The sequence below is a fragment of the Streptomyces sp. NPDC037401 genome, assembly GCF_055602345.1.
On the sequence record NZ_JBVJWO010000007.1, the window covers coordinates 140,993 to 165,703 of the forward strand.

General features: G+C 72.8%; 21 protein-coding genes. 5 read left to right on the forward strand and 16 right to left on the reverse strand.

Annotated elements, in window-relative coordinates:
• Positions 1 to 52: 52 nt before the first annotated feature.
• From ACZ7H1_RS08980 to hrcA, 6 genes are all read right to left on the reverse strand, one after another.
• Positions 53 to 958: a ribonuclease Z gene (locus tag ACZ7H1_RS08980; protein ID WP_470784966.1), complete on the reverse strand. Its 906-nt coding sequence runs from the start codon at positions 956 to 958 to the stop codon at positions 53 to 55.
• Positions 959 to 964: 6 nt separating this feature from the next.
• A complete protein-coding gene (locus tag ACZ7H1_RS08985) occupies positions 965 to 1,324 on the reverse strand; it encodes a histidine triad nucleotide-binding protein (RefSeq protein WP_470784967.1) in 360 nt (119 codons plus the stop codon).
• Positions 1,325 to 1,461: 137 nt separating this feature from the next.
• Positions 1,462 to 2,208 carry a 16S rRNA (uracil(1498)-N(3))-methyltransferase gene (locus tag ACZ7H1_RS08990; RefSeq protein ID WP_470784969.1) on the reverse strand — a complete coding sequence of 249 codons (747 nt, stop codon included), beginning with the start codon at positions 2,206 to 2,208 and terminating at the stop codon, positions 1,462 to 1,464.
• Positions 2,205 to 3,281, reverse strand: coding sequence for a nitronate monooxygenase (locus tag ACZ7H1_RS08995; protein ID WP_470784970.1), 1,077 nt, complete (start codon positions 3,279 to 3,281; stop codon positions 2,205 to 2,207). Before ACZ7H1_RS08995 ends, ACZ7H1_RS08990 begins: the two co-directional genes overlap by 4 nt.
• Positions 3,282 to 3,390: 109 nt before the next feature.
• Positions 3,391 to 4,530, reverse strand: a complete 1,140-nt coding sequence (dnaJ, locus tag ACZ7H1_RS09000; RefSeq protein ID WP_470784972.1) for a molecular chaperone DnaJ — start codon at positions 4,528 to 4,530, stop codon at positions 3,391 to 3,393.
• Positions 4,531 to 5,547, reverse strand: a complete 1,017-nt coding sequence (hrcA, locus tag ACZ7H1_RS09005) for a heat-inducible transcriptional repressor HrcA (RefSeq protein WP_470784973.1) — start codon at positions 5,545 to 5,547, stop codon at positions 4,531 to 4,533.
• 162 nt (positions 5,548 to 5,709) lie between these two features.
• Here hrcA and ACZ7H1_RS09010 point away from each other — a divergent pair, with 162 nt between their 5' ends.
• Together ACZ7H1_RS09010 and ACZ7H1_RS09015 are read left to right on the forward strand one after the other, a co-directional pair.
• Entirely contained in the window at positions 5,710 to 6,435 is a 726-nt protein-coding gene (locus ACZ7H1_RS09010) for an MBL fold metallo-hydrolase (RefSeq protein WP_470784975.1), read from the forward strand.
• A 28-nt stretch (positions 6,436 to 6,463) separates the two neighbouring features.
• Positions 6,464 to 7,273 carry a DUF3097 domain-containing protein gene (locus tag ACZ7H1_RS09015; RefSeq protein WP_470784977.1) on the forward strand — a complete coding sequence of 270 codons (810 nt, stop codon included), beginning with the start codon at positions 6,464 to 6,466 and terminating at the stop codon, positions 7,271 to 7,273.
• A 173-nt stretch (positions 7,274 to 7,446) separates the two neighbouring features.
• Here the strand turns inward: ACZ7H1_RS09015 and hemW are convergent, their stop codons facing one another.
• The 3 genes from hemW to lepA all read right to left on the reverse strand — a co-directional run bounded on the left by hemW (position 7,447) and on the right by lepA (position 12,672).
• Positions 7,447 to 8,679 carry a radical SAM family heme chaperone HemW gene (hemW, locus tag ACZ7H1_RS09020; protein WP_470784979.1) on the reverse strand — a complete coding sequence of 411 codons (1,233 nt, stop codon included), beginning with the start codon at positions 8,677 to 8,679 and terminating at the stop codon, positions 7,447 to 7,449.
• Between the two features lie 48 nt (positions 8,680 to 8,727).
• Positions 8,728 to 10,617, reverse strand: coding sequence for an AMP-dependent synthetase/ligase (locus ACZ7H1_RS09025; protein ID WP_470784981.1), 1,890 nt, complete (start codon positions 10,615 to 10,617; stop codon positions 8,728 to 8,730).
• Positions 10,618 to 10,800: 183 nt separating this feature from the next.
• Positions 10,801 to 12,672, reverse strand: a complete 1,872-nt coding sequence (gene lepA / locus ACZ7H1_RS09030; protein ID WP_470784983.1) for a translation elongation factor 4 — start codon at positions 12,670 to 12,672, stop codon at positions 10,801 to 10,803.
• Positions 12,673 to 12,859: 187 nt separating this feature from the next.
• Here lepA and rpsT point away from each other — a divergent pair, with 187 nt between their 5' ends.
• Together rpsT and ACZ7H1_RS09040 are read left to right on the forward strand one after the other, a co-directional pair.
• Positions 12,860 to 13,126 carry a 30S ribosomal protein S20 gene (gene rpsT / locus ACZ7H1_RS09035; protein WP_470784985.1) on the forward strand — a complete coding sequence of 89 codons (267 nt, stop codon included), beginning with the start codon at positions 12,860 to 12,862 and terminating at the stop codon, positions 13,124 to 13,126.
• Between the two features lie 227 nt (positions 13,127 to 13,353).
• Positions 13,354 to 13,581 (forward strand): type II toxin-antitoxin system VapB family antitoxin, encoded by a 228-nt coding sequence (locus ACZ7H1_RS09040; protein WP_470784987.1) that lies wholly within the window; start codon positions 13,354 to 13,356, stop codon positions 13,579 to 13,581.
• A gap of 80 nt (positions 13,582 to 13,661) precedes the next feature.
• On the opposite strand, the gene holA is transcribed toward ACZ7H1_RS09040, so the two are convergent.
• Complete coding sequence (gene holA, locus ACZ7H1_RS09045) at positions 13,662 to 14,663, reverse strand: DNA polymerase III subunit delta (protein WP_470784989.1); 1,002 nt, start codon at positions 14,661 to 14,663, stop codon at positions 13,662 to 13,664.
• A gap of 64 nt (positions 14,664 to 14,727) precedes the next feature.
• Here holA and ACZ7H1_RS09050 point away from each other — a divergent pair, with 64 nt between their 5' ends.
• Positions 14,728 to 14,979 carry a hypothetical protein gene (locus ACZ7H1_RS09050; protein WP_470784991.1) on the forward strand — a complete coding sequence of 84 codons (252 nt, stop codon included), beginning with the start codon at positions 14,728 to 14,730 and terminating at the stop codon, positions 14,977 to 14,979.
• A gap of 18 nt (positions 14,980 to 14,997) precedes the next feature.
• On the opposite strand, the gene ACZ7H1_RS09055 is transcribed toward ACZ7H1_RS09050, so the two are convergent.
• The 6 genes from ACZ7H1_RS09055 to leuS form a co-directional block, all read right to left on the reverse strand.
• Positions 14,998 to 15,873: a YceI family protein gene (locus tag ACZ7H1_RS09055; protein ID WP_470784992.1), complete on the reverse strand. Its 876-nt coding sequence runs from the start codon at positions 15,871 to 15,873 to the stop codon at positions 14,998 to 15,000.
• Entirely contained in the window at positions 15,786 to 18,512 is a 2,727-nt protein-coding gene (locus ACZ7H1_RS09060) for a ComEC/Rec2 family competence protein (RefSeq protein ID WP_470784994.1), read from the reverse strand. Before ACZ7H1_RS09060 ends, ACZ7H1_RS09055 begins: the two co-directional genes overlap by 88 nt.
• Positions 18,509 to 19,489: a ComEA family DNA-binding protein gene (locus tag ACZ7H1_RS09065; protein ID WP_470784996.1), complete on the reverse strand. Its 981-nt coding sequence runs from the start codon at positions 19,487 to 19,489 to the stop codon at positions 18,509 to 18,511. Before ACZ7H1_RS09065 ends, ACZ7H1_RS09060 begins: the two co-directional genes overlap by 4 nt.
• A gap of 96 nt (positions 19,490 to 19,585) precedes the next feature.
• On the reverse strand, positions 19,586 to 20,431 hold the full coding sequence (locus ACZ7H1_RS09070; RefSeq protein WP_470784997.1) for a DegV family protein: 846 nt from the start codon (positions 20,429 to 20,431) through the stop codon (positions 19,586 to 19,588).
• A 253-nt stretch (positions 20,432 to 20,684) separates the two neighbouring features.
• The gene (locus ACZ7H1_RS09075) at positions 20,685 to 21,392 is read right to left on the reverse strand and encodes a hypothetical protein (protein WP_470784999.1); all 708 of its coding nucleotides are present in this window, start codon (positions 21,390 to 21,392) and stop codon (positions 20,685 to 20,687) included.
• Between the two features lie 139 nt (positions 21,393 to 21,531).
• A complete protein-coding gene (gene leuS, locus ACZ7H1_RS09080) occupies positions 21,532 to 24,402 on the reverse strand; it encodes a leucine--tRNA ligase (protein WP_470785000.1) in 2,871 nt (956 codons plus the stop codon).
• Positions 24,403 to 24,711 lie beyond the last annotated feature (309 nt).

Here is a 24,711-nt window from a genome sequence, read left to right on the forward strand (position 1 = left end):
CGTCTCCCCGCTTTTCATCCACCTCCCGCCGGCCCCGGCCGTCGGGAGGCGCTCAGCTCCGCTTGGGCAGCGGGACCCGCAGGAGGTCCTGGGCGACGGTCAGTTCGCCCTCGAAGCCGGCCGCGCGGGCCTGCCGCTCGAACTCGTCCGGTTCCGGGTAGCGCTGCGAGAAGTGGGTCAGTACGAGGTGCCGTACGCCCGCCTCCCGCGCGACCCGGGCGGCCTGCCCCGCGGTCAGGTGGCCGTGCTCGGTGGCGAGCCGTTCGTCCGCGTCGAGGAAGGTGGACTCGATCACCAGCATGTCGCAGCCCTGGGCGAGGGCGTCCACGCCCTCGCAGAGCCTGGTGTCCATGACGAACGCGAAGCTCTGGCCGGGCCGGGCCTCGCTGACCTGGGCGAGCGTGACGCCGCCGAGCTCTCCCTCGCGCTGGATGCGGCCGACGTCCGGGCCCGCGATCCCGTGCCGGGCGAGCAGCTCGGGGATCATGCGCCGGCCGTCGGGCTCGGTGATGCGGTACCCGAAGGATTCGACGGGGTGGCTCAGCCGCCGGGCCTCCAGCCGGTACGAGGGGCCGTCCGCGAGCACCCCGTCCGCGGCGACCGGCTCCTCGTCGATCACCACGGTCTCGCGGTACGCGGTGGCGTGGCGCAGCCGGTCGTAGAACTTCTGCCCGCTTGCCGGGAAGTGGGACGTGACGGGGTGCGGGACCCGGTCGAGGTTGATCCGCTGGATCACCCCGGCGAGGCCGAGGGAGTGGTCGCCGTGGAAGTGCGTGATGCAGATCCGGTTGATGTCGTGCGCGGCCACTCCGGCGCGCAGCATCTGCCGCTGGGTGCCCTCGCCGGGATCGAAGAGGATGCCCTCCCCGTCCCAGCGCAGGAGGTAGCCGTTGTGGTTGCGGTGCCGGGTCGGGACCTGGCTGGCGGTCCCGAGCACCACGAATTCGCGTACGGACACGGCTGCTTATCCGGGCGGCCACTCGAGGCCGCGTCCGCCGAGGACGTGGGCGTGGGCGTGGAAGACGGTCTGGCCGGCGCCGGCGCCGGTGTTGAAGACGACGCGGTACCCGCTGCCGTCGACCTTCTCCGCGGCGGCGATCTCGCCGGCCTCGCGCAGCACGTCCGCGGCGAGGGCGGGCTCGGCGGCCGCGAGCGAGGCGGCGTCCGGGTAGTGCGCCCGGGGGATCACGAGGACGTGGGTGGGGGCTTGCGGGTTGATGTCGCGGAACGCGACCGTGGTCTCCGTCTCGCGCACGACGGTCGCCGGGATGTCCCCCTTGACGATCTTGCAGAACAGGCAGTCTGCCTGCGGTTCGCCTGCCATTGGCTTCGCCTCCCGTAGCGTTGATCGGCTACGGGCATCGTAGCCGCCCGCCCACCCGCGCCCGGCGGTCGACGGGGTCCGCCTCAGGCCGCTCTCGAGTGCGACTGCGGCCCGGCCGGAACCGGTCCGACGACGACCTACGACCAGCGGCCGGTGCGGGCGAGCAGGACGGCGGCTGCGGCCGTGCCGGCCGTGGAGGTGCGCAGGACGGAGCGCCCCAGGCGGTACGGGCCCGCCCCGGCCTCCGCGAACACCGCCAGCTCCTCGGGCGACACACCGCCCTCCGGTCCGACGACCACGACGATCGAGCCGGTCCGCGGCAGCTCGGCGGCGGCGAGCGCGCCGCTGTCCAGGTCTCGGTCCTCGTGCAGCACCACGGCGAGGTCGGCGGTGGCGAGCAGCGCGGCGACCTGCTTGGTGGACATCGCCTCCGCGACCTCGGGGAAGCGGACGCGCCGCGACTGCTTCCCGGCCTCGCGGGCGGTGTTGCGCCACTTGGCCAGGGACTTGGCGCCCCGGTCGCCGCGCCACTGCGTGATGCAGCGCGAGGCCTGCCAGGGCACGATGGCGTCGACGCCGGTCTCCGTCATGGTCTCGACGGCCAGTTCGCCCCGGTCGCCCTTCGGCAGGGCCTGCACGACCGTGATCCGGGGCGCGGGCTCCGGTTCGGTGCCGGCCGCCCGGACGTCGACGACCAGCCGGTCCTTGCCCTCGGCCGCCGTCACGACGCCTTCCGCCCAGTCGCCCAGGCCGTCCGTGAGGACGACCTCCTCGCCCGGCTCCAGCCGCTTCACGGCAACGGCATGCCGGCCTTCGGGACCGTCCAGGACGAATCCGGGCCCGGCAACGGGCACCTTCTCGACCACGAACACGGGGGCGGTCATGACGCACTCCTCATCTGCAACGCACTCTGTGCCTCGGCCAGTTCGGCCGCGAGCACCTCCACCAGCTGCCCGGCGGGCAGGGCGCGGGCCAGCCGGTGGCCCTGTCCGGCCCACAGGGCCATTCCCTGCGGGTCGCCCGCCTCGGCCGCGGCCTTGCGCAGCCCGGTGGTCAGATGATGCACCTGCGGGTAGGCGGCCGGAGCATAGGGGCCGTGTTCGCGCATGAAGCGGTTGACCAGTCCGCGCGCCGGGCGGCCCGAGAAGGCCCGGGTCAGCTCCGTGCGGACGAACAGCGGGTCCGTCATCGCCTGCTTGTGCAGGGAGTTGGCGCCGGACTCGGGGCAGACGAGGAAGGCCGTGCCCAGCTGGGCGGCCTCGGCGCCCGCGGCGAGCACGGCGGCGATCTGCGCGCCGCGCATCAGCCCGCCCGCCGCCATGATCGGGAGCGCGACGGCCTCGCGTACCTGCGCCACGAGCGGAAGCAGTCCAAAACCGGTGCCGTCGGCCTGGGGGTCGTCGCGGTGGGTGCCCTGGTGGCCGCCCGCCTCGATCCCCTGCACGCACACGGCGTGCGCCCCGGCGGCCTGCGCGGCGCGCGCCTCCTCGGCCGAGGTGACCGTGACGACGGTACGGGTGCCCGCCCGCCCGAGCGCGGCGAGCGTCGCGGGGTCCGGGCAGCCGAAGGTGAACGAGACCAGGGGCACGGGGTCGTCGAGCAGGATCGCGATCTTGGCGTCGTAGCCGTCGTCGCTGCAGGCGAACACGTCCGTGCTGAGCGGGGTCTCGTACCAGCTGGCCTCGCCGGCGAGCTGTCCGCGGTACGCCTCGACCGCGGCGGGGTCCACCTGTGCCTGCTGTGGCATGAAGAGGTTGACGCCGAAGGGGCGGCCGGTGAGCGCGCGCAGCCGCTTGATCTCCTGGTACATGCCGTCGGCAGTTTTGTAGCCGCCGGCGAGGAAGCCGAGTCCGCCCGCGCCCGAGACGGCGGCGGCGAGTTCGGGGCAGGAACCGCCGCCTGCCATGGGAGCCTGCACGATCGGGCACTGGTAGAGACCGTTCAGCGCGGAGGACATGACCGCATCGTGCCATGTCCCCCGCACCAGGCCGAATCGGGGCATTCGTCTGGCATAGTCCGCCGGACGGAACCCGCCACCGCCGGATCAGAGGCTTCCGGCGGCTCCGTCAGCGGCCGTTGAACGCGTCCTTCAGCCGGGAGAACAGCCCCTGCTGACCGGGCTGGAACTGCCCCAGCGGGCGCTCCTCGCCGCGCAGCTTCGCGAGCTGGCGCAGCAGGTCCTCCTGCTGCGGGTCCAGCTTGTTCGGCGTCTGCACCTCGACGTGCACGATGAGGTCTCCGCGGCCGCCGCCGCGCAGGTGCGTGACGCCCCGCCCGTGCAGCGGGATCGACTGGCCGGACTGGGTGCCGGGCCGGATGTCGACCTCTTCCATCCCGTCCAGCGTCTCCAGCGGGCACTTCGTGCCCAGCGCAGCCGCTGTCATCGGGATGGTCACCGTGCAGTGCAGGTCGTCGCCGCGCCGCTGGAAGGTGGGGTGCGGCAGCTCGTGGATCTCGACGTACAGGTCGCCGGCGGGGCCGCCGCCGGGGCCGACCTCGCCCTCGCCCGCGAGCTGGATCCGGGTGCCGTTCTCCACACCGGCCGGGATCTTGACCGTGAGGGTGCGGCGGGAGCGGACCCGGCCGTCGCCCGCGCACTCGGGGCACGGGGTCGGGACGACGGTGCCGAAGCCCTGGCACTGCGGGCACGGGCGCGAGGTCATGACCTGGCCCAGGAACGAGCGGGTGACTTGGGAGACCTCGCCGCGGCCGCGGCACATGTCACAGGTCTGGGCGGAGGTGCCGGGCGCGGCGCCCTCGCCGGAACAGGTCGTACACACGATCGCGGTGTCGACCTGGAGGTCCTTGGTGGTCCCGAAGGCCGCCTCGTCGAGCTCCAGCTCGAGCCGGATCATCGCGTCCTGGCCGCGGCGGGTGCGCGAGCGCGGACCGCGCTGGGAGGCCTGTCCGAAGAAGGCGTCCATGATGTCCGAGAAGTTACCGAAGCCGCCGGCTCCGAAGCCGCCCGCGCCGCCCCCGCCGCCGGAGGCCGAGAGCGGGTCGCCGCCGAGGTCGTAGACCTGCTTCTTCTGCGGGTCCGACAGCACCTCGTACGCGGCGTTGATCTCCTTGAAACGCTCCTGCGTCTTGGGATCGGGGTTCACGTCCGGGTGCAGCTCGCGCGCGAGCTTCCGGAAGGCCTTCTTGATCTCGTCCTGCGATGCGTCGCGGCGCACGCCGAGTACGGCGTAGTAGTCCGTGGCCACTTACGACTCCGCCAGGATCTGTCCGACGTAACGTGCCACTGCGCGTACCGCTCCCATCGTTCCGGGGTAGTCCATGCGGGTCGGTCCGACCACGCCGAGTTTGGCGACTGCCTCGCCGCCCGAACCGTAGCCGACCGAGACGACGGACGTGGAGTTCAGTCCTTCGTAGGCATTCTCATGCCCGATGCGTACGGTCATGCCCGATTCGTTGGCCTCGCCGAGCAGCCTGAGCAGCACGACGTGCTCCTCCAGGGCCTCCAGCACCGGCCTGATCGTCAGGGGGAAGTCGTGTCCGAAGCGGGTGAGATTGGCGGTACCGCCGATCATCAGCCGCTCCTCGGTCTCCTCGACCAGGGTCTCCAGGAGCGTGGCGAGCACGACCTGGACGGTCGCCCGGTCCTCCGGCTCGAACGACTCCGACAGGTCCTGGACGAGCTGCGGCACGTCCGCGAACCGGCGGCCGACGATCCGGCTGTTGAGCCGGGCCCGCAGGTCGGCGAGGGAGGTCTCGCCGAACGGCGCAGGCGCGTCGACCATCCGCTGCTCGACCCGGCCCGTGTCCGTGATCAGGACGAGCATCAGCCGGGCGGGCGCGAGCGCGAGCAGCTCCACGTGGCGGACCGTGGAACGGGTCAGCGACGGGTACTGCACCACGGCCACCTGCCGGGTCAGCTGCGCGAGCAGCCGCACCGTGCGCCCGACCACGTCGTCGAGGTCGACGGCGCCGTCCAGGAAGTTCTGGATGGCCCGGCGCTCGGGAGTGGACAGCGGCTTGACGCCCGCGAGCTTGTCGACGAAGAGCCGGTAGCCCTTGTCGGTCGGGATGCGTCCGGCGCTGGTGTGCGGCTGGGCGATGTAGCCCTCGTCCTCCAGCACCGCCATGTCGTTGCGCACGGTGGCGGGCGACACGCCGAGCTTGTGGCGCTCGGTGAGCGCCTTGGAGCCGACCGGCTCCTCCGTCCCGACGTAGTCCTGGACGATGGCGCGCAGCACCTCGAGTCTGCGTTCGCTGAGCACCCGCGCACACCTCCAGCTGTGATGCCTGTTCGTTTTCCGCTGCCGTACCGGATCCGGTTCCGACTGGCACTCGGGGCGTACGAGTGCCAGAGATCCCCCGGTCAGTGTACGGCGGGGAGGTACGCCCCTAGCAAGGGCGGCCCGTCAGGGTAGCGTCGCCGCATGGACGTCCGTTGGGAAGAGGCAGGCTGGGAAGGGCTGACCGGTCGCACCGGCCGGCGACGGCTCCCGGTGTGGGACTGCACGGTGGGACTGGTGGTGGGAGACGACTCCGTGCTCCTGATCGACCCGGGATCGTGCGTCCGCGAGGGCGCCGAGATCCGCGCCCAGGCGGAGCGGATGGCGGGTCGGCGCGTGACCCATATCGCATTCACGCACGGACATTTCGACCACGTTCTGGGTGCCGCGGCCTTCTCGGGGGCCGAGGTGTTCGGCGCGGTGGGCCTGGACTCCTCCTTGATGACGGGCCGCGAGCTGCTCCGCGAGAGCGCGGTCCGGCACGGGCTGGCGGCCGAGGAGGCCGCCGAGTCGACGGAGCTGCTGATCCCGCCCCGCCACCTGGTCTCGGGCGAGTGGACGCTGGAGCTGGGCGGCGTGCAGGTGCTGCTGGCGAACGTCGGCCCCGGGCACACCCGGCACGATCTGGCGGTGTTCGTACCGGGCAGCCGCGAGGTGGTGTTCTGCGGCGACCTCGTGGAGGAGTCCGGCGAGCCGCAAGCGGGGCTGGACGCCGTGAAGAGGCAGTGGCCGGCCGCCCTCGACCGGCTGCTCTCGCTGGGCGGCGAGGACGCCGTCTACGTGCCGGGGCACGGTGCGGTGGTGGATGCGACTTTCGTCCGTGCGCAACGCGCCACACTGGCCGAGCGCTTCGGCGTGTCGCCTTCCTGAACCGGCGGCCCTCCTTAGTGTCGTCCGAATGCGCGAGTATTCACCCGACCTGACCCCGCCCTGGAAGCGCAGCGCCGCCCGGCCGGTGCCGCAGGTGCCGGCGGACACCGACCTGGTCGTCGAGGAGGCGGGCACCGGCTTCTGCGGGGCGGTGGTGGCCTGCGAGGGCGGCACCGTGACCCTGGAGGACCGCTTCGGCAAGCGCCGCGTCTTCCCCCTGGAACCGCGGGGCTTCCTGCTGGAGGGCGCGGTGGTGACCCTGGTCCGCCCGTCCCGCGCCCCGGCCGCGCCGCTGCGCACGGCCTCGGGCTCGGTGGCCGTGCCCGGCGCCCGGGCCCGGGTGGCCCGCGCGGGCCGGATCTACGTGGAAGGCCGCCACGACGCGGAACTGGTCGAGCGGGTGTGGGGCGACGACCTGCGCATCGAGGGCGTGGTCGTGGAGTACCTGGAGGGCGTCGACGACCTCCCGAAGATCGTCGCGGAGTTCGCCCCCGGCCCGGACGCGCGCCTGGGCGTGCTGGTCGACCACCTGGTCCCGGGCTCGAAGGAGTCCCGCATCGCGGCCTCGGTGGTGCACCCCGAGGTCCTGGTCGTGGGCCACCCCTACATCGACGTCTGGCAGGCCGTGAAGCCGTCCTCGCTGGGCATCGCCGCCTGGCCGTCCGTCCCCCGCGGCACGGACTGGAAGACGGGCGTCTGCCGGGCCCTGGGCTGGCCGGAGAACACGGGCGCGGCCTGGCAGCACGTCCTGTCCCGCGTCCACACGTACCAGGACCTGGAGCCGTCCCTCCTGGGCCGTGTGGAAGAACTGATCGACTTCGTCACGGCCCCGTCCTGAGACAACCCAGGCCCGCCCCGGAGGCCGGCCCGGCCCCGCCCGGCGCACCCCCAGCCCCGCCGGCGTTTGAGGCGCCGCCGGACGCCGGCCCGGTACCCCCCAGCCCCGCCGGCGTTTGAGGCGCGGGGTCCGGGGCGGAGCCCCGGGGAAGGGGGCGCGGCGGCGGAGCCCCCTCAGTCCACCAGGTCCCGGACCACCGCGTCCGCCAGCAGCCGCCCGCGCAGCGTCAGCACGGCCCGCCCGTCCTCGTACGGCCCCGCCTCCAGCAGCCCGTCGGCCAGCGCGCGCCGTGACGCGTCGAGTCCGGCCGGCGCCAGCAGGGACAGCGGGCAGCCCTCCAGCAGCCGCAGCTCCAGCAGGATCCGCTCGACGCGCCGGTCCTCCGCCGCCAGCAGCTCGCGGCCCGCGCCGGGCGAGCGGCCCTCGGCGAGCGCGGCGGCGTACGCGCCGGGGTGCTTCACGTTCCACCACCGCACGCCGCCCACGTGGCTGTGGGCGCCGGGGCCGGCGCCCCACCAGTCCGCCCCGCGCCAGTACAGCTCGTTGTGCAGGCAGCGGCCGGCCTCGGAGGTGGCCCAGTTCGAGACCTCGTACCAGTGGTACCCCGCCTCCGCGAGCACCGAGTCGGCGATCAGGTAACGGTCCGCGTGGACGTCGTCGTCCGTCATCGGGACCTCGCCGCGCCGGATCCGGCGGGCCAGCTGCGTGCCCTCCTCCACGATCAGCGCGTACGCCGAGACGTGGTCGGGGCCGGCGCCCAGCGCGGCGTCGAGGGAGGCCCGCCAGTCGTCGTCGGACTCGCCCGGGGTGCCGTAGATCAGGTCGAGGTTCACGTGCTCGAAGCCCGCCGCACGGGCCTCGCCGACGCACGCCTCGGGGCGCCCGGGGGTGTGCGTGCGGTCCAGGACCTTCAGGACGTGCTGCCGGGCGCTCTGCATGCCGAAGGAGATCCGGTTGAAGCCGCCGGCGCGCAGCTCCGCCAGGTACGCCGGGTCGACCGACTCCGGATTGGCCTCGGTGGTCACCTCGGCGTCGGGCGCCAGCCCGAATTCGTCCCGCACGGCGGCCAGCATCCGCACCAGGTCGGCCGCGGGCAGGAGGGTGGGCGTGCCGCCGCCGACGAAGACCGTGCGGACCTCGCGGGGGTCGTCGCCGAGCACCTTGCGGGCCAGCCGGATCTCGTCGACGAGCGTCTCGGCGTAGTTGTCCCGGGAGGCCAGGACGCCGCCCGTACCGCGCAGCTCGGTCGCGGTGTAGGTGTTGAAGTCGCAGTACCCGCAGCGCGTGGCGCAGTACGGGACGTGCAGGTAGAACCCGAGCGGCCGGTCCCCCGCGCCCGCCAGGGCGTGTGCGGGCAGTGCCCCGTCGTCGGGCATGGGCTCACCATCGGGCAGTACGGAAGGCATGGGGCCATTCTCCCGCACTGCCCGGCGGCACCGGACCGTCCGCGGTGGCTAGGCCTCGCGGGTGCCCGTGTACATCTCGTCGATGAGGGCCTTGTACTCGCGCTCGACCGCCGGCCGCTTCAGCTTGAGGCTGGGGGTCAGCTCGCCGTGCTCGACGTCCAGGTCACGCGGCAGCAGCGCGAACTTCTTGATCGTCTGCCAGCGCTGGAGACCGGCGTTCAGGGTGTCGACGTAGCCCTGGATCAGCTCGCGGGTCTGCGGGGCGGCCACGACCTCGGCGTACGACTTGCCCTCGAGCCCGTTGTCCTTCGCCCAGGCCAGCAGGGCGGGCTCGTCGAGCGCGATCAGGGCCGTGCAGAAGTTCCGGTCGGCGCCGTGCACCAGGATGTTCGAGACGAACGGGCACACCGCCTTGAACTGGCCCTCGACCTCGGCCGGTGCGACGTACTTGCCGCCCGACGTCTTGATCAGGTCCTTCTTGCGGTCGGTGATCTTCAGGTAGCCGTCGGCGGACAGCTCGCCGATGTCGCCCGTGTGGAGCCAGCCGTCGGACTCCAGCACCTCGGCGGTCTTCTCCGGCAGGCCGTGGTAGCCCTCCATGATGCCGGGGCCGCGCAGCAGGATCTCGCCGTCGTCGGCGATGCGGACCTCGCAGCCGGGGAGCGGCTTGCCGACGGTGCCGGTGCGGTACGCCTCGCCCGGGTTGACGAAGCTGGCGGCGCTGGACTCGGTCAGGCCGTAGCCCTCGAGGATGTGGATGCCCGCGCCGGAGAAGAAGTAGCCGATCTCGGGGGACAGGCCCGAGGCGCCCGAGACGGCGGCGCGCAGCCGGCCGCCGAAGGCCGCCCGCAGCTTGGAGTAGACGAGGGCGTCGGCGACCTTGTGCTTGGCGGTCAGGCCGAAGGGCGCCGAGGCGGTGCCGGTGCGTCGGAAGTTGTCCTGCGAGACCTTCGCGTACTCGCGGGCGACCCCGGCGGCCCACTGGAAGATCTTGTACTTGGCGCCGCCGGCGGCGCGCGCCTTGGCCGCGACGCCGTTGTAGACCTTCTCGAAGATGCGCGGGACGGAGGCCATGTAGGTCGGCTGGACCACCGGCAGGTTCTCGATGATCTTGTCGACGCGGCCGTCGACGGCGGTGACGTGCCCGACCTCGATCTGGCCGGAGGTCAGGACCTTGCCGAAGACGTGCGCGAGCGGCAGCCACAGGTACTGGACGTCGTCCGGACCGATCAGGCCGGTGGCGGCCATGGCCTTTGCCATGTACGACCAGTTGTCGTGCGGGAGGCGGACGCCCTTGGGGCGGCCCGTCGTACCGGAGGTGTAGATCAGGGTGGCGAGCTGGCCGGAGGTGATGCCGGCGATGCGCTCCTTCACGCTCTCCGGGTGCTTGGCGAGGTACTCCTTGCCGCGGGCCTCCAGGTCGGCGAGGGTGAGCACCCAGCCCTCGGGGTCGCCCTCGGCGGGCTCGGCACCGGCCGGGTCCATGACCACGACGTGGGTGAGGCCCGGCAGGTCGGCGCGGCGCTCGCGCGCCTTGGCGAGCTGTGCGGCGTCCTCGGCGATGAGCACCCTGCTCGCGGAGTCGGAGAGGATGAACGCCGACTCCTCGGCGTTGGTGCTCGGGTAGATCGTCGTCACCGCCCCGCCCGCGCACATGACGCCGAGGTCGGCGAGGATCCACTCCACCCGCGTGTTGGACGCCAGCGCGACCCGGTCCTCGGACCCGAGGCCGAGGTCGATCAGGCCGGCGGCGACGGCGAACACGCGCTCCGCGGCCTGTCCCCAGCTCAGCGACTTCCAGTCGTCCGGCCCCTGGCCCGAGGCCGAGGGGACGGGGAACCGGTATGCCTCCGCGTCCGGGGTGGCGGCGACGCGCTCAAGGAAGAGGGCCGCCACGGAGGGCGGGCGGTTCTCGATCAAGGTCTGTGTGTCGCTCACGACATCCTCCGGACCACGCGGTGAGACGTGGGTTAACTGGCGAGTAACCATCGAGCAGTGATCAGGCTAGAGGCTGTCCGCCCGGTGCGTAAGAGGCCGCGAGCGGCCGCTTTATAACGAACGGGCCCCCATGCTGCGGCATGGGGGCCCGTACGTCACTGCTTGTCCGGAGGCTGGTTCTGGCTACTTCTTGCCCTTGGCGCCGCCGGATTCGTCGCTGGACAGCACCGCGATGAAGGCCTCCTGCGGGACCTCCACGGAGCCGACCATCTTCATGCGCTTCTTGCCTTCCTTCTGCTTCTCCAGCAGCTTCCGCTTACGGGAGATGTCACCGCCGTAGCACTTGGCGAGGACGTCCTTGCGGATGGCGCGGATGGTCTCGCGGGCGATGACGCGGGAGCCGATGGCCGCCTGGATGGGCACCTCGAAGGCCTGCCGCGGGATGAGCTCGCGCAGCTTGGCGACCAGGCGGACGCCGTAGGCGTAGGCGGCGTCCTTGTGCGTGACGGCGGAGAAGGCGTCGACCTTGTCGCCGTGCAGCAGGATGTCGACCTTGACCAGGCTGGAGGCCTGCTCGCCGGTGGGCTCGTAGTCGAGGGAGGCGTAGCCGCGGGTCTTGGACTTCAGCTGGTCGAAGAAGTCGAAGACGATCTCGGCGAGCGGGAGGGTGTAGCGGATCTCGACGCGGTCCTCGGAGAGGTAGTCCATCCCGAGGAGGGTGCCGCGGCGGGTCTGGCAGAGCTCCATGATCGAGCCGATGAACTCGCTGGGCGCGAGGATCGTGGCGCGCACGACCGGCTCAAACACGTCCGAGATCTTGCCCTCGGGGAACTCGCTCGGATTGGTGACGGTGACTTCCTTGCCGTCTTCCATCACGACGCGGTAGACGACGTTCGGCGCGGTGGCGATCAGGTCGAGGCCGAACTCGCGCTCCAGGCGCTCGCGCACCACGTCCAGGTGGAGCAGGCCGAGGAAGCCGACGCGGAAGCCGAAGCCGAGCGCGGCCGAGGTTTCCGGCTCGTAGACCAGCGCGGCGTCGTTGAGCTGCAGCTTGTCCAGGGCCTCGCGCAGGTCCGGGTAGTCCGAGCCGTCGAGCGGGTACAGACCGGAGAAGACCATCGGCTTCGGGTCCTTGTAGCCGCCGAGGGCCTCGGTCGCGCCGTTGTGCAGGCTGGTGATGGTGTCACCGACCTTGGACTGACGGACGTCCTTCACGCCGGTGATGATGTAGCCCACCTCGCCGACGCCGATGCCGTCGGCCGGGGTCATCTCCGGGGAGGAGACGCCGATCTCCAGCAGCTCGTGGGTCGCGCCGGTGGACATCATGCGGATGCGCTCGCGCTTGTTGAGCTGGCCGTCGACCACACGTACGTACGTCACGACACCGCGGTACGAGTCGTAGACCGAGTCGAAGATCATCGCGCGGGCCGGGGCGTCCTTGACGCCGACCGGGGCCGGGACGGTGGCGACGACCTTGTCGAGCAGGGCGTCGACGCCGAGACCGGTCTTCGCGGAGACGCGCAGGACGTCCTCGGGCTGGCAGCCGACCAGGTTCGCCAGCTCCTCGGCGAACTTCTCCGGCTGGGCGGCCGGCAGGTCGATCTTGTTCAGGACGGGGACGATCGCGAGGTCGTTCTCCATCGCCAGGTACAGGTTGGCGAGGGTCTGGGCCTCGATGCCCTGGGCCGCGTCGACCAGCAGGATGGTGCCCTCGCAGGCCGCGAGCGACCGGGACACCTCGTAGGTGAAGTCGACGTGGCCCGGGGTGTCGATCATGTTGAGGATGTGGGTCTTGCCCTGCCCCTCCCCCTCGGTCGGGGCCCAGGGCAGCCGGACCGCCTGGGACTTGATCGTGATGCCGCGCTCGCGCTCGATGTCCATACGGTCGAGATACTGGGCTCGCATCTGCCGCTGGTCGACGACACCGGTGAGCTGGAGCATCCGGTCGGCGAGCGTCGACTTACCGTGGTCGATGTGCGCGATGATGCAGAAATTGCGGATCAGCGCCGGGTCGGTACGGCTCGGCTCGGGCACGTGGCTGGGGATCGCGGGCACGCAAGTTCCTGATTCTCGGGCGATGTCGCATGGATACGCAGGCTCCCATGGTCCCATGGCTGCGCGACTGTGCTCGGTTTGGGCCGGTCCGAGCGCGCCTGGTAGCCTGGGCAGCTGTGTCTCGTGTGCCCTCTCAGCTGCGGGACACAATCCGAAGATCAACCTCTGAACCTGAAAAGGCTCTTTCGTGGCGAACATCAAGTCCCAGATCAAGCGGAACAAGACGAACGAGAAGGCCCGCCTTCGCAACAAGTCCGTCAAGTCCGAGCTCAAGACCTTCATCCGCAAGGCCAACGAGGCCATCGCCGCCGGTGACGCCGCCAAGGCCACCGAGGCGACTCGTGCCGCCGCGCGGAAGCTGGACAAGGCCGTTTCCAAGGGTGTCATCCACAAGAACGCCGCCGCCAACAAGAAGTCGGCGCTGGCTGCCAAGGTTGCCCCCCTTCAGGGCTGAGCTACTCGATGTGAAAGCCGGGAAGGACCCAGCGGGCCCTCTCTTCCGCTCCTGACCGGCACCCCGCCCCACACGCGGCCTGCGTTCGCCACGCGGGTGTGGGGCACAAAGCGTGCACCGAAGGCCCCGGTCCCGTCCTTCCCCAGGACGGGACCGGGGCCTTCGGCGTTTCCCGGCGCCCTGATCACCGGGCAGCTAGAGTCCAGGCCCGGACGAGAGGGGGACGCATGAGCGAGTCTGCCAAGCAGGCCAAGCAGGCCAAGGTGAACATCAGCCTGGACGCGGAGCTGGTGGTGGAGGTGATGGTCCTGGCGGGGGTCGGATCCCCGCAGGACGCGGTCGAGGCCGTCGTGCGGGACTACATCGCCCGGGCCCACCGCACGGAGGCCCGTGAGCAGCTCACCGACCGCCGTCTCCGCGAGGTCGACGCCCGCCCCCAGGACACCCAGGGCTGACCGTCGGCGGGCCCGGACGCGGTGCCGTGCCCGTCGCGGCGGGTCGGTACTCGTCGCGGCGGGTCACTGGTCGCAGCAGGTCAGTACTGGTCGCGGCGGGCCGGGCGGGCGGCGCGGGCCACGGCCACGACGGCCTTCTCCAGTGCGTACTCGGGGTCGTCTCCGCCGCCCTTGACCCCGGCGTCGGCCTCCGCGATCGCGCGCAGGGCCTCGGACACCCCGTCCGCGGACCAGCCGCGCATCTGCTGCCGGACCCGGTCGATCTTCCACGGCGGCATGCCGAGGTCCCGGGCCAGATCGCCCGGCCGGGCGCCGCGCGGGGCGGAGGCGAGCTTGCCGATGGCCCGTACTCCCTGCGCCAGCGCGCTGGTGATCAGCACCGGCGCGACTCCCGTGGAGAGGGACAGGCGCAGCGCCTCGAGGGCGTCCGCGGCCCGGCCCTCGACGGCCCGGTCGGCCACGGTGAAGCTGGAGGCCTCGGCGCGGCCGGTGTAGTAGCGGCCCACCACGGTCTCGTCGATGGTGCCCTCGACGTCGGCGCACAGCTGGGTCACCGCGCTGGCGAGCTCGCGCAGGTCGCTGCCGATGGCGTCCACGAGCGCCTCGGTCGCCGCGGGGGTCGCGGAACGGCCGAGGACGCGGAATTCGCCCCGCACGAAGGCCAGCCGGTCGGCCGCCTTCGTCATCTTCGGGCAGGCCACCTCGCGCGCACCCGCCTTGCGGGCGGCGTCCAGCAGGCCCTTGCCCTTGGCCCCGCCCGCGTGCAGCAGGACGAGCGTGATCTCCTCCACCGGGGCGTCGAGGTACGCCTTGACGTCCTTGATCGTGTCGGCGGAGAGGTCCTGGGCATTGCGGACGACGACGACCTTGCGCTCGGCGAAGAGCGAGGGACTGGTCAGCTCGGCCATCGTGCCGGGCTGGAGCTGCTCGGGGGCGAGGTCGCGCACGTCGGTGTCGGCGTCGGCGGCCCGGGCGGCCGCCACCACCTCCCGTACGACGCGGTCGAGCAGCAGCTCCTCCTGACCCACCGCGAGGGTGAGCGGGGCGAGCGGATCGTCGGTGGGGTTCTTCCTGGTGGCCATCGCGGTCCAGCATCCCACGCCCCACTGACAGCGCAAGAAAACGCCGTCGCGGCCATGCACGAGAATGGGCGCCGTGAACGCACGACATGTACTGGTACTGCCGGACCGCGATGCCGCGGAAGACGTGGCGCAGGAGCTCTCGGACAGCTTCGCGGTCGCCGAGGAACCCCAGCTCGTCAGGGACGCCCTGGCCGGCGAGGACGATGCCGAGGACGCCCAGTGGCTGGTCGTCGTGGAGGACCCGGAGGCCCGCCTGGACCCCGCGGCGCTGGACGCTCTCGCCGCGGAGCACGAGGGCTGGCTGGAGGCCCCGTAGCGGCGGCCGGCTGCCCGTTCAGTTCTTGTGGACTATCTGTACGTCGAGCGTCACGTCGATGCTCGACCCGATGGCGGCGATGCCGTGGGCCAGCAGGGACTGCCAGGTCAGGGTGAAGTCCTCGCGGTGCAGCTCGGTGGTCGCCCGGCAGGCGGCCCGCGCCTCGCCCTCCAGCCCGGTGCCGGTGCCCAGGTACTGGGTGTCGAGGGTGACGGACCGGCTCACGCCGTGCAGGGTCAGGGCGCCCGCCACCGCCCAGCGGCTGCCGCCGCGGTGGATGAACCGCTCGCTGTAGAACTCGATCGTCGGGTGGCGGGCCGCGTCCAGGAAGTCGCCGGAGCGCAGGTGGTCGTCCCGCATCCGCACACCGGTGTCGATGCTCCCGGCGTCGATGATCACGTGCATGGAGGAGTCCTCCATGCGGTCGGCGATCCGGACGGCCCCGGCGAAGGTGTTGAACCGGCCGCGGATCCGGGCCAGTCCGATGTGACGTGCCGTGAAGGCGATGGAGGAGTGCGTCGGTTCCACCTCCCAGTGGCCCGGTGCGGGCAGCAGTGGCGGGTCGACGGCCTCCAGCAGGATGTCCCCGGACGCCGGACCGGAGTCCGCCGAGACGTGGGTGGCCGCGTGGTACGGCGCGAAGCCCTCGGCCGTGACGGCGAAGCGGTACTCGCCCTCCGGCACCGTCACGGTGAACCCGCCGTACGGATCGGTCTCACCGCTGACGATGCGGCGGCCGATCAGGTCCGTGACCTCGAACCGCGCCTGGCGGACGGGCTGGTGGAACTGGTCCAGGACCCGACAGCTCAGCACTCCCGCTTCGGGCGGAACGGCCGGTGTCTGGTCGGTATGCGAACTTCCGGCCGTCTCATTCCCCCGCCGGCGACCGAACATGGTTGATGCACCCCCGTGCTGTCTGTAATCGGGCCCCTCTGGCGAAGACGCATTCGATCATGCTGTCGGGTTCGGGGCAAACAGAATGGTCGAACCCGGAATGGCCGGGCAGGTACCCGACGTCCTTTGTAAGGACCGCCCTGCCCGGGTGCCCGTGAGGGCGGCCTGCGCCGTCCCGCCGGGAACGCCCGCAGCTGCGGCCCCGCCCCCGTGACGGCGACCGACCCGTCGGTGTCCGTGCGCAGCACCACCGCCCCGACTCCCTTCAGCAGGCGGACCGTTCGCGGCGCCGGATGGCCGTAGCGGTTCTCCGCGCCGACCGGGATCAGGGCGAGCCGGGGGCGGACCCGGGCGGACAGCCCCGGGTCCTGGTGCGGGGAGCCGTGGTGGGCGACCTTGAGCACGTCCACCGGGCCCAGTTCCGGACGTTCCCTCAGCAGCGCTTCCTGGGCGGGCGGTTCGAGGTCCCCGAGGAGCAGCAGGCTCAGCCCCGCCACCCGGGCGAGCAAGGCGACACTGGCGTCGTTCGGCCCGCCGCCCGGCAGCAGCCGGTCCGCCTGCGGCCACAGGACCTGCCACTCCAGCGGTCCGCTCCGGCGCCGCTCCCCCGCCACGGCCGGCACGAGCGGCACTCCCGCTGCGGCTGCCGTGCGCCGGACCGACCGGGCCTGTCCCCGGGGCTCTTCGAGGGGGCTGGTCTGGATCAGCCCGACCGAACGGCCCCGCAGCACCCCGGCGAGCCCGCCGACGTGGTCCTGGTGAAAGTGCGTCAGCAGGAGCAGCGGAACGCGCGAGACCCCCAGGAGGCTCAGACAGCGGTCGACCGGACCGGGCTCGGGTCCCGCGTCGACCACGACCGCCGTACCGGGGCCCGCGGCCAGCACCCCCGCGTCGCCCTGGCCCACCGCACACTGCACGTACCGCCAGTCCGGGGGCGGCCAGCCCGCCAGGACCCGGGTCAGCGGCGCCGGACGCAGCACGGCGAGGACCAGTACGAGCGCCACGGCCAGGGCCACCGCCGCGAACGCCGTGCGGTGCCGGGCCAGCCGGGCGGTCAGCAGGACGGAACCGAGGGTGGCCAGGGCCAGCAGCAGCCCGCCGGCCGGCCCGCCCGGCCAGTGCACCTCCGCTCCGGGCAGCCCGGCCCCGGTGCGGGCCACGGACGCGATCCAGCCCGCGGGCACCCCGGCGCACCAGGCCAGGACCTGGGCGGCCGGCATCCACACCGCGGCCGCGGCGAGCGCGGCGAACCCGAGCACCGTCGCGGGGCCCGCGGCCAGCTCGGCCAGCAGGTTGCACGGCACGGCCACCAGGCTCACCCGGGCGGCCAGTACCGCCACCACCGGCGCGCACACGGCCTGCGCCGCAGCGGCCGCGGCCAGCGGCTCGGCGAGCCGGGGCCGCATCCCGCGGCGCTGGAGCGCGGCGCTCCACCGCGGGCCGAGGGTGAGCAGCGCGCCCGTGGCGAGGACCGACAGCAGGAATCCGTGGCTCCGGGCGAGCCACGGGTCGTAGAGCACCAGCATCAGGACGGCTGCCGCGAGGGCCGGGATCAGGGATCGGCGGCGGCCCGTGCCGATCGCCAGGAGGGTGACGGCCCCGCACGCGGCGGCGCGCAGCACGCTCGGCTCGGGCCTGCACACGAGGACGAACGCGAGGATCAGGGCGGCTCCGCACAGCGCGGTGCCCCGCAGCGACAGCCCCACGCGCGGTGCCAGCCCGCCCCGCTCCGCGCGCAGCGCCGTGCCCGGCGGCCCGATGAGCAGGAACAGCACGATCGTCAGGTTGGACCCGGACACGGCCAGCAGATGCACCAGGTCGGTGGCGAGGAAGGCCTCGTGCAGGTCCGCGGGCACCCGGGAGGTGTCCCCGACCACCAGTCCCGGCAACAGGGCGCGGGCGTCGGGCGCCAGCCCTTCGGTGGCCTCCCGCAGCCCCGCGCGCAGGCCGCCCGCGATGCGCTGGAGCCCGTCGGGTCCGGCGAGCACCTCGGGCGGGCGGCTGCCCGCGACCTTGACCACGGCCGCGGCCCGGTCCGCCGCGTGCCGGGGCGGGGCGAGCCGGGCGGTCACCCGGACCCGGGCCGACGGCAGCAGCCGCGCCCAGTCCTCGTGCCGCGCCAGCACCAGGACCGGGGTGCGGGTGGCGGTCGCGGCACCGCCGGGTGCGGTCACCCGCGTCACCACGGCGTCGACCAGTACGGCCGGGGGGCCGCTGCGGGTGCGCCGGGGGTCCGAGGCCACGGTCAGCTCCGCGGTCACCCGGGCGTGCTCGTCGGCGAGCGCCGCCACCGGCCCGCCGCGGGCCTGCGCCGCATGGAGGCCGGCGACCCCGGCTCCCGCAGCGGCGCACAGCAGGGCGGCGGCCGCGGCGATCCCGAGTCTGCGGGCCCGCCCGGCGGCGGCCAGGGCCAGGAGCCCTCCGGCGAGGAGCGTGCACCCTGCCGCCCCGGCCGCGGTCCAGCCTCCCGGGATAGCGAGGGCGAGGGCGGCCGCGCCCCAGGCCGCGAGGGCGGGCGGGACCAGCCGCAGGTCGGCCGGTCCCGCGCCGTCCGGCCCGGCGGGACCGCTGGACCCGGTCGAGCCGGTCGAGCCGGTCGGCGGACCCGCCGCCCCAGCCGGGCCCCGAGCCCGGCTCACGGCAGTACCAGAGGGCGGAGTTCGGCGAATCTGCGCTCACCGATGCCGTCGACCTGCCGCAGGTCCTCGACGGAGCGGAAGCCGCCGCGCGCGGTGCGGAACTCGACGATGTGACGGGCGAGGACCGGTCCGACGCCGGGGAGGGCGTCGAGCTGTTCCACCGTGGCGGCGCTGAGGCTCAGCGGCGCGGTCCGGCCCGGCGGCCCGCCGGGTGCGCCAGGTGCGACGGGTACGCCGCCCACCCCGGCTGCCCCCGGTGCGGGTGCCGGGACGCCGACCACCACGTGTTCGCCGTCCACGAGCACCCGGGCCCGGTTGAGCCCGCTGGTGTCCGCCCCCGGCCGTACCCCGCCCGCCGCCGCCAGCGCGTCCTCCACCCGCGACCCCGCGGGCAGTCGCCGGACACCCGGGTCGCGGACCTTTCCGGACACGTCCACGACGATCCGCGCGGCTGCCGGTGGCGTGGCCGCAGCTCCCGCTACCACCACCTCGGGCGCGGTGACGGGCCGCGGCCGCCCCGACCAGAAGTGCTGTACCGCGAAGCCGACGGCGATGACGAGGACGACCACGACGGCTGCCACGGTCCGCAGCTCGAATCCGCAGCTCGGCTGGAGCCACACCGGCAGCCGTTCCTGCAAGGCCAGCCGGGCGGAGGACGGGGGAGGCGCCGCAGGAGGCTCCGGAGGCTGGTCGGGCGGCGCAGCCGAAGGCGACGGGCCGGACGGAGGCGAGGGAAGGGCGGGCGGGGCGGCCTGGAGTGCTGCGGGCGGTCCCGACCCGTGCGCGCCCGGGGGCGTACCGGCCAGCAGGGCCTGGGCCCGCAGCCTGACGGCGACGGGATCCGGACCGCGCCGGTGCCGGAGCCGGCCGTCGGAGGCGGGACCACGGCCCGGCCCGCTCGTGGCGGGCCTGCGCGAGGTGCGGGACGTACGCGAGGTGCGGGACGTACGCGAGGTGCGGGGCTGTCGGAGAGTCATGCCCCAGACGGTAGGCAGCCGGGAAAGTTACTGCTTCAACCGCACGATTTCCGTGGATGACGGAGCCGTTGTGGACAACTCGGTCACCCGTTCCGGCTACCGCGGCGAGATGACGGCGGCGAGCAGACCGGGACCGGTGTGCGCACCGATGACCGCGCCCACCTCGCTGACGTGCAGCTCGACCAGTCCGGGTACGCGCTCGCGCAGCCGCTCGGCCAGCCGCTCGGCACGTTCCGGAGCCGCCAGGTGGTGCACCGCGATGTCCACGGCGGCGGCCCCTGCCCGCTCCACGGCGAGCTCTTCCAGCCGCGCGATGGCCTTGGAAGCGGTCCGCACCTTCTCGAGCATCTCGATCCGGCCGCCCTCCAGCTGGAGCAGCGGCTTCACGGCGAGGGCAGAGCCGAGGAGGGCCTGCGCGGCGCCGATGCGGCCGCCGCGGCGGAGGTAGTCGAGCGTATCGACGTAGAAGAAGGCGGACATGCCCGAGGCCCGCTTCTCGGCGGCGGCCACCGTCTCGTCCACGGAGCCGCCGGCCTCCGCGGCCTCGGCCGCGGCCAGTGCGCAGAAGCCGAGCGCCATGGCGACCATGCCGGTGTCCACGACCCGTACGGGCACGGGGGCCGTCCTGGCCGCGACGCAGGCGGCGTCGTAGGTCCCGGAGAACTCGGCGGACAGGTGGAGGGAGACGATTCCGGCGGCTCCGGCGTCGGCGGCCGCCTGGTAGGCGCGGACGAAATCCTCGGGGCTGGGGCGGGACGTCGTCACGGGGCGGCGCTTCTGGAGGGCGAGGGCCAGGGAGCGCGCCGAGATCTCGGTGCCTTCTTCGAGGGCCTCGTCGCCGAGGACGACGGTGAGGGGGACGGAGGTGATTCCGTGCCGCCGGATCGCCGGTTGGGGCAGGTAGGCCGTGGAATCGGTGACGATCGCGACATGGCGGGACATGAGCGGGAGGTTACCGGGAGCGGGGCGTTCGCGGCAGCCCGGTCCGCTGCGCGGGGCTCGGGGAGTGTCTCCCCACCCCGCACCTTCCCGGAACCGGGCCCGGCCCGGACCCCGTCGGGGCTGCGCCCCGGACCGGCTCGCAGGGGCTCCGCCCCCGCACCCCGGGGCTCCGCCCCGGACCCCGCGCCTCAAACGCCGGCGAGGCTGCTCCGTACCGGGGTCACGAGCCCGGCCAGGCCGGGTTGTACCCGGATCAAGGGGTGTTTTCGGGGCGGGGGGACTTTTCCCAGGGGTAGGTGGTGGTCCACTGCTGGGTCGGGGGGGTCACGGCCTTCGGCGGGGTCGGGGAAGGAGATGCCGGCGGCGCAGACGGGGCGGCGGGCTGGGGCTCCCAGGTGCCGAGGTCGTCCAGGCGGTCCTTGGACCAGTCGCGCAGTGCGCCCGATTCCATCTCGATCTCGGCCGTCAGGCCGTCCAGGTCGTCGGCGGCGAAGGTGCGGGCCCGGTCGCGGGCCGCCCAGCGCAGCGAGTCCGCGGCCTGCGTGATGCGCTCGGTGCGCTCCTTGAGCTCCGGGAGCAGCGCCGTGACCCTGGCCTTGTCGGGCTCGGTCTCCAGGCGCTTGAGGTCCCCGTCCAGCTCGTGGCCGTGGGCGCTGAGCCGCTCGAACAGCCCGATGGTCTCCCGCAGCGAGGCGTCCTGCTGAACGCCCTGCTGAAGCGCCTCCTGGGTCGCCCTCATCGACGTCCGCAGGTCCAGCCGCAGCTGGGCGAGCGTGCTGCCGACACCGATCTGGCCGAAGCTCTTGGCCTTCAGCGTGGTGTCCTCGACGGTCCTGCGCGCCTGCGTGATCGTCCGGTCGACGCCGCGCTTCGCTGCCCCGATCACCTTGGCCGTCACGTACACCCCCAGGCCCAAGAAGGCGAACAGCATCAGCGCGAAGATGATCAACGCGGCCTCCATGAGAGCCCCTTCCCCGGTGCTTCCCTACGTGCTCTGCCTGCTCGGCATACCTCAACCGTAAACGGCGCGGGCAGGCCGAGGGTTCCAATCGAACCCCCAACCTGCCCGTACGGGATGTCCCCTACTCGCGCCGCGGCCGTCAGATGACGATGTTGACCAGCTTCGGCGCGCGCACGATCACCTTGCGGATCTCCGCGCCGCCCAGTGCCGCGACCACTCCCGGGTCGGACACCGCCAGCTTCTCCAGGTCACCCTCCGAGATCGACGGCGACACCTCCAGGCGGGCCTTCACCTTGCCCTTGACCTGCACCACGCAGGTGACGGTCTCGTCGACGACGTACGCCGGGTCCGCGACGGGGAAGTCCTGGTGGACCACCGAGTCGGTGTGGCCCAGCCGGTGCCACAGCTCCTCCGCGATGTGCGGGGCTAGCGGCGCGACCAGCAGCACCAGCCGCTCCGCCACCGAGCGCTCCAGCGGCCGGCCCGCCTTCGTCAGGAAGTTGTTCAGCTCGGTGATCTTCGCGATCGCCGTGTTGAAGCGCAGGGCGGCCAGGTCCGCGCCGGCCCCGTCGATCGCCTTGTGCAGGGCGCGCAGCGTGTCCTCGCCCGGCTCCGCGTCCACGACGGTGACCGCGCCGGTCTCCTCGTCGACGATGTTGCGCCACAGGCGCTGCAGCAGCCGGTACTGGCCGACCACGGCCCGGGTGTCCCACGGGCGCGAGACGTCCAGCGGACCCATCGCCATCTCGTACAGGCGCAGCGTGTCGGCGCCGTACTCCGAGCAGATCTCGTCCGGCGTGACGGCGTTCTTCAGGGACTTGCCCATCTTGCCGTGCTCGCGCTTGACCGGCTTGTCCTCGTAGAAGTACGCGCCGTCGCGCTCCTCGACCTCGGCGGCCGGGACGTACACGCCCCGCTCGTCGGTGTAGGCGTAGGCCTGGATCATGCCCTGGTTGAACAGCTTGTGGAACGGCTCCGCCGAGGAGACGTGGCCCAGGTCGAACAGCACCTTCGACCAGAAGCGCGCGTACAGCAGGTGCAGCACCGCGTGCTCGGCGCCGCCGACGTACAGGTCGACGCCGCCGTGCGGCGCGCCCTCGCGCGGCCCCATCCAGTACTGCTCGATCTCCGGGTCCACCAGGCGGTCCGCGTTGTGCGGGTCCAGGTAGCGCAGCTCGTACCAGCAGGAACCCGCCCAGTTGGGCATGGTGTTGGTCTCGCGGCGGTAGCGGCGGACACCGCGCCCGTCGCCCAGGTCCAGGTCGACGTTGACCCAGTCCTCACGGCGCGACAGCGGGGTCTCCGGCTGGGACGTGGCGTCGTCGGGCTCGAAGGTGCGCGGCGAGTAGTCGTCGACCTCCGGCAGCTCCAGGGGCAGCATCGACTCGGGCAGCGGGTGCGCGACGCCGTCCTCGTCGTAGACGATCGGGAAGGGCTCGCCCCAGTAGCGCTGGCGGCTGAACAGCCAGTCGCGCAGACGGAAGTTGACCGTGCCCGCGCCGATGCCCCGCTCCTCCAGCCAGGAGGTGATGGCGGCCTTGGCGTCGACGACGCCCAGGCCGTCCAGGGAGATCCCGGCGCCGGTGGAGTTCACCAGCTTCGCGTCGTGCGAGACGAATGCCTCGTCCCACGACGACGGGTCGGTGCCGCGGTCGTCGGAGGGCTGCACGACACAGCGCATGGGCAGCTCGAAGGCGCGCGCGAACTCGAAGTCGCGGCTGTCGTGCGCCGGCACCGCCATGATCGCGCCGGTGCCGTAGCCCATCAGGACGTAGTCGGCGATGAAGACGGGGACCTTGTCGCCGCTGACCGGGTTGACGGCGTACTCGCCGGTGAAGACGCCCGTCTTCTCCTTGGCGTCGGCCTGCCGCTCGACGTCCGACTTGGCGGCGGAGAAGGCGCGGTACGCCGCGACGGCCTCGGCCGGGGTGGCGTGCCCGCCGGTCCACGCCTCGTGGGTGCCCTCGGGCCAGGCGGCCGGGATGAACTTCTCCACCAGCGGGTGCTCCGGCGCCAGGACCATGTAGGTCGCGCCGAACAGCGTGTCCGGGCGGGTGGTGAATACGGTGACGGCCTCGTCGCCCAGGGCGAAGTCGACCCGGGCGCCTTCGCTGCGCCCGATCCAGTTGCGCTGCTGCAGCTTGATGGCGTCGGGCCAGTCCAGCGCGTCCAGGTCGTCCAGCAGCCGGTCGGCGTACGCGGTGATGCGCATGTTCCACTGGCTCAGCCGCGCCTTGAAGACGGGGAAGTTGCCGCGCTCGGAACGGCCGTCGGCGGTGACTTCCTCGTTGGCCAGTACGGTGCCCAGCCCGGGGCACCAGTTGACGGGCGCGTCGGAGGAGTAGGCCAGGCGGTACGCGCCCAGGACCTCGGCGCGCTCGGCGGCGCTCAGGGCCTCCCAGGCACGGCCGCCCGGCACCTCGCGGGTGCCGGCCTCGAAGGCGGACACCAGCTCGGCGATGGGGCGGGCCTTCTTCGCGTCCGCGTCGTACCAGGAGTTGTAGATCTGCAGGAAGATCCACTGCGTCCACTTGTAGTAGTCCGGGTCGATCGTCGCGAAGGAGCGGCGGCGGTCGTGGCCCAGACCCAGCCGGCGCAGCTGGACCTTCATGTTCTCGATGTTCGCCTCGGTCGACACGCGGGGGTGCGTGCCGGTCTGCACGGCGTACTGCTCGGCGGGCAGGCCGAAGGCGTCGAAGCCCAGGGTGTGCAGGACGTTGTGGCCGGTCATCCGCTGGTGGCGGGCGAACACGTCGGTGGCGATGTACCCGAGCGGGTGACCGACGTGCAGTCCCGCACCGGACGGGTACGGGAACATGTCCATGATGAACTTCTTGGGCCGTGCGACGACCGCGGGGTCGCCCGCCAGGTCGCCGGTCGGGTTCGGGGCCTCGTACGTCCCCTGCGCGTCCCAGACGTCCTGCCAGCGTGCCTCGATGTCGGCGGCCATGGCAGCCGTGTAACGGTGCGCCTCGGCCGCCTCGGGGGCCGGGGTGTTCGTCTCGCTCATGATTCCTGAAGCTCCATCGATCGTCTCTGCCGTCTCTGCCTGCCCAAACGAAAAAACCCCTCGCACAGGAGGGGACGCCGCGCCGATGCCGGCTGCGCTCACCACATCGGTGGCCAGCCGGGACTGATCAGCGCGGCTCGGTAAGCAGAAGGCGTACGGCACGCATGGCGCCAGGGTACCGCAGCGCTCCCGGCGTCCGCTCGGACGACCGCACAACGAGAAGCGGGGGGGGGGAGCGGGGGGGGGGGGGGGGGGTTGTTGTGGGGGGGGGGGGGGGGGGGGGGGGGGGGGGTCCGCTGCTGCGGCAGG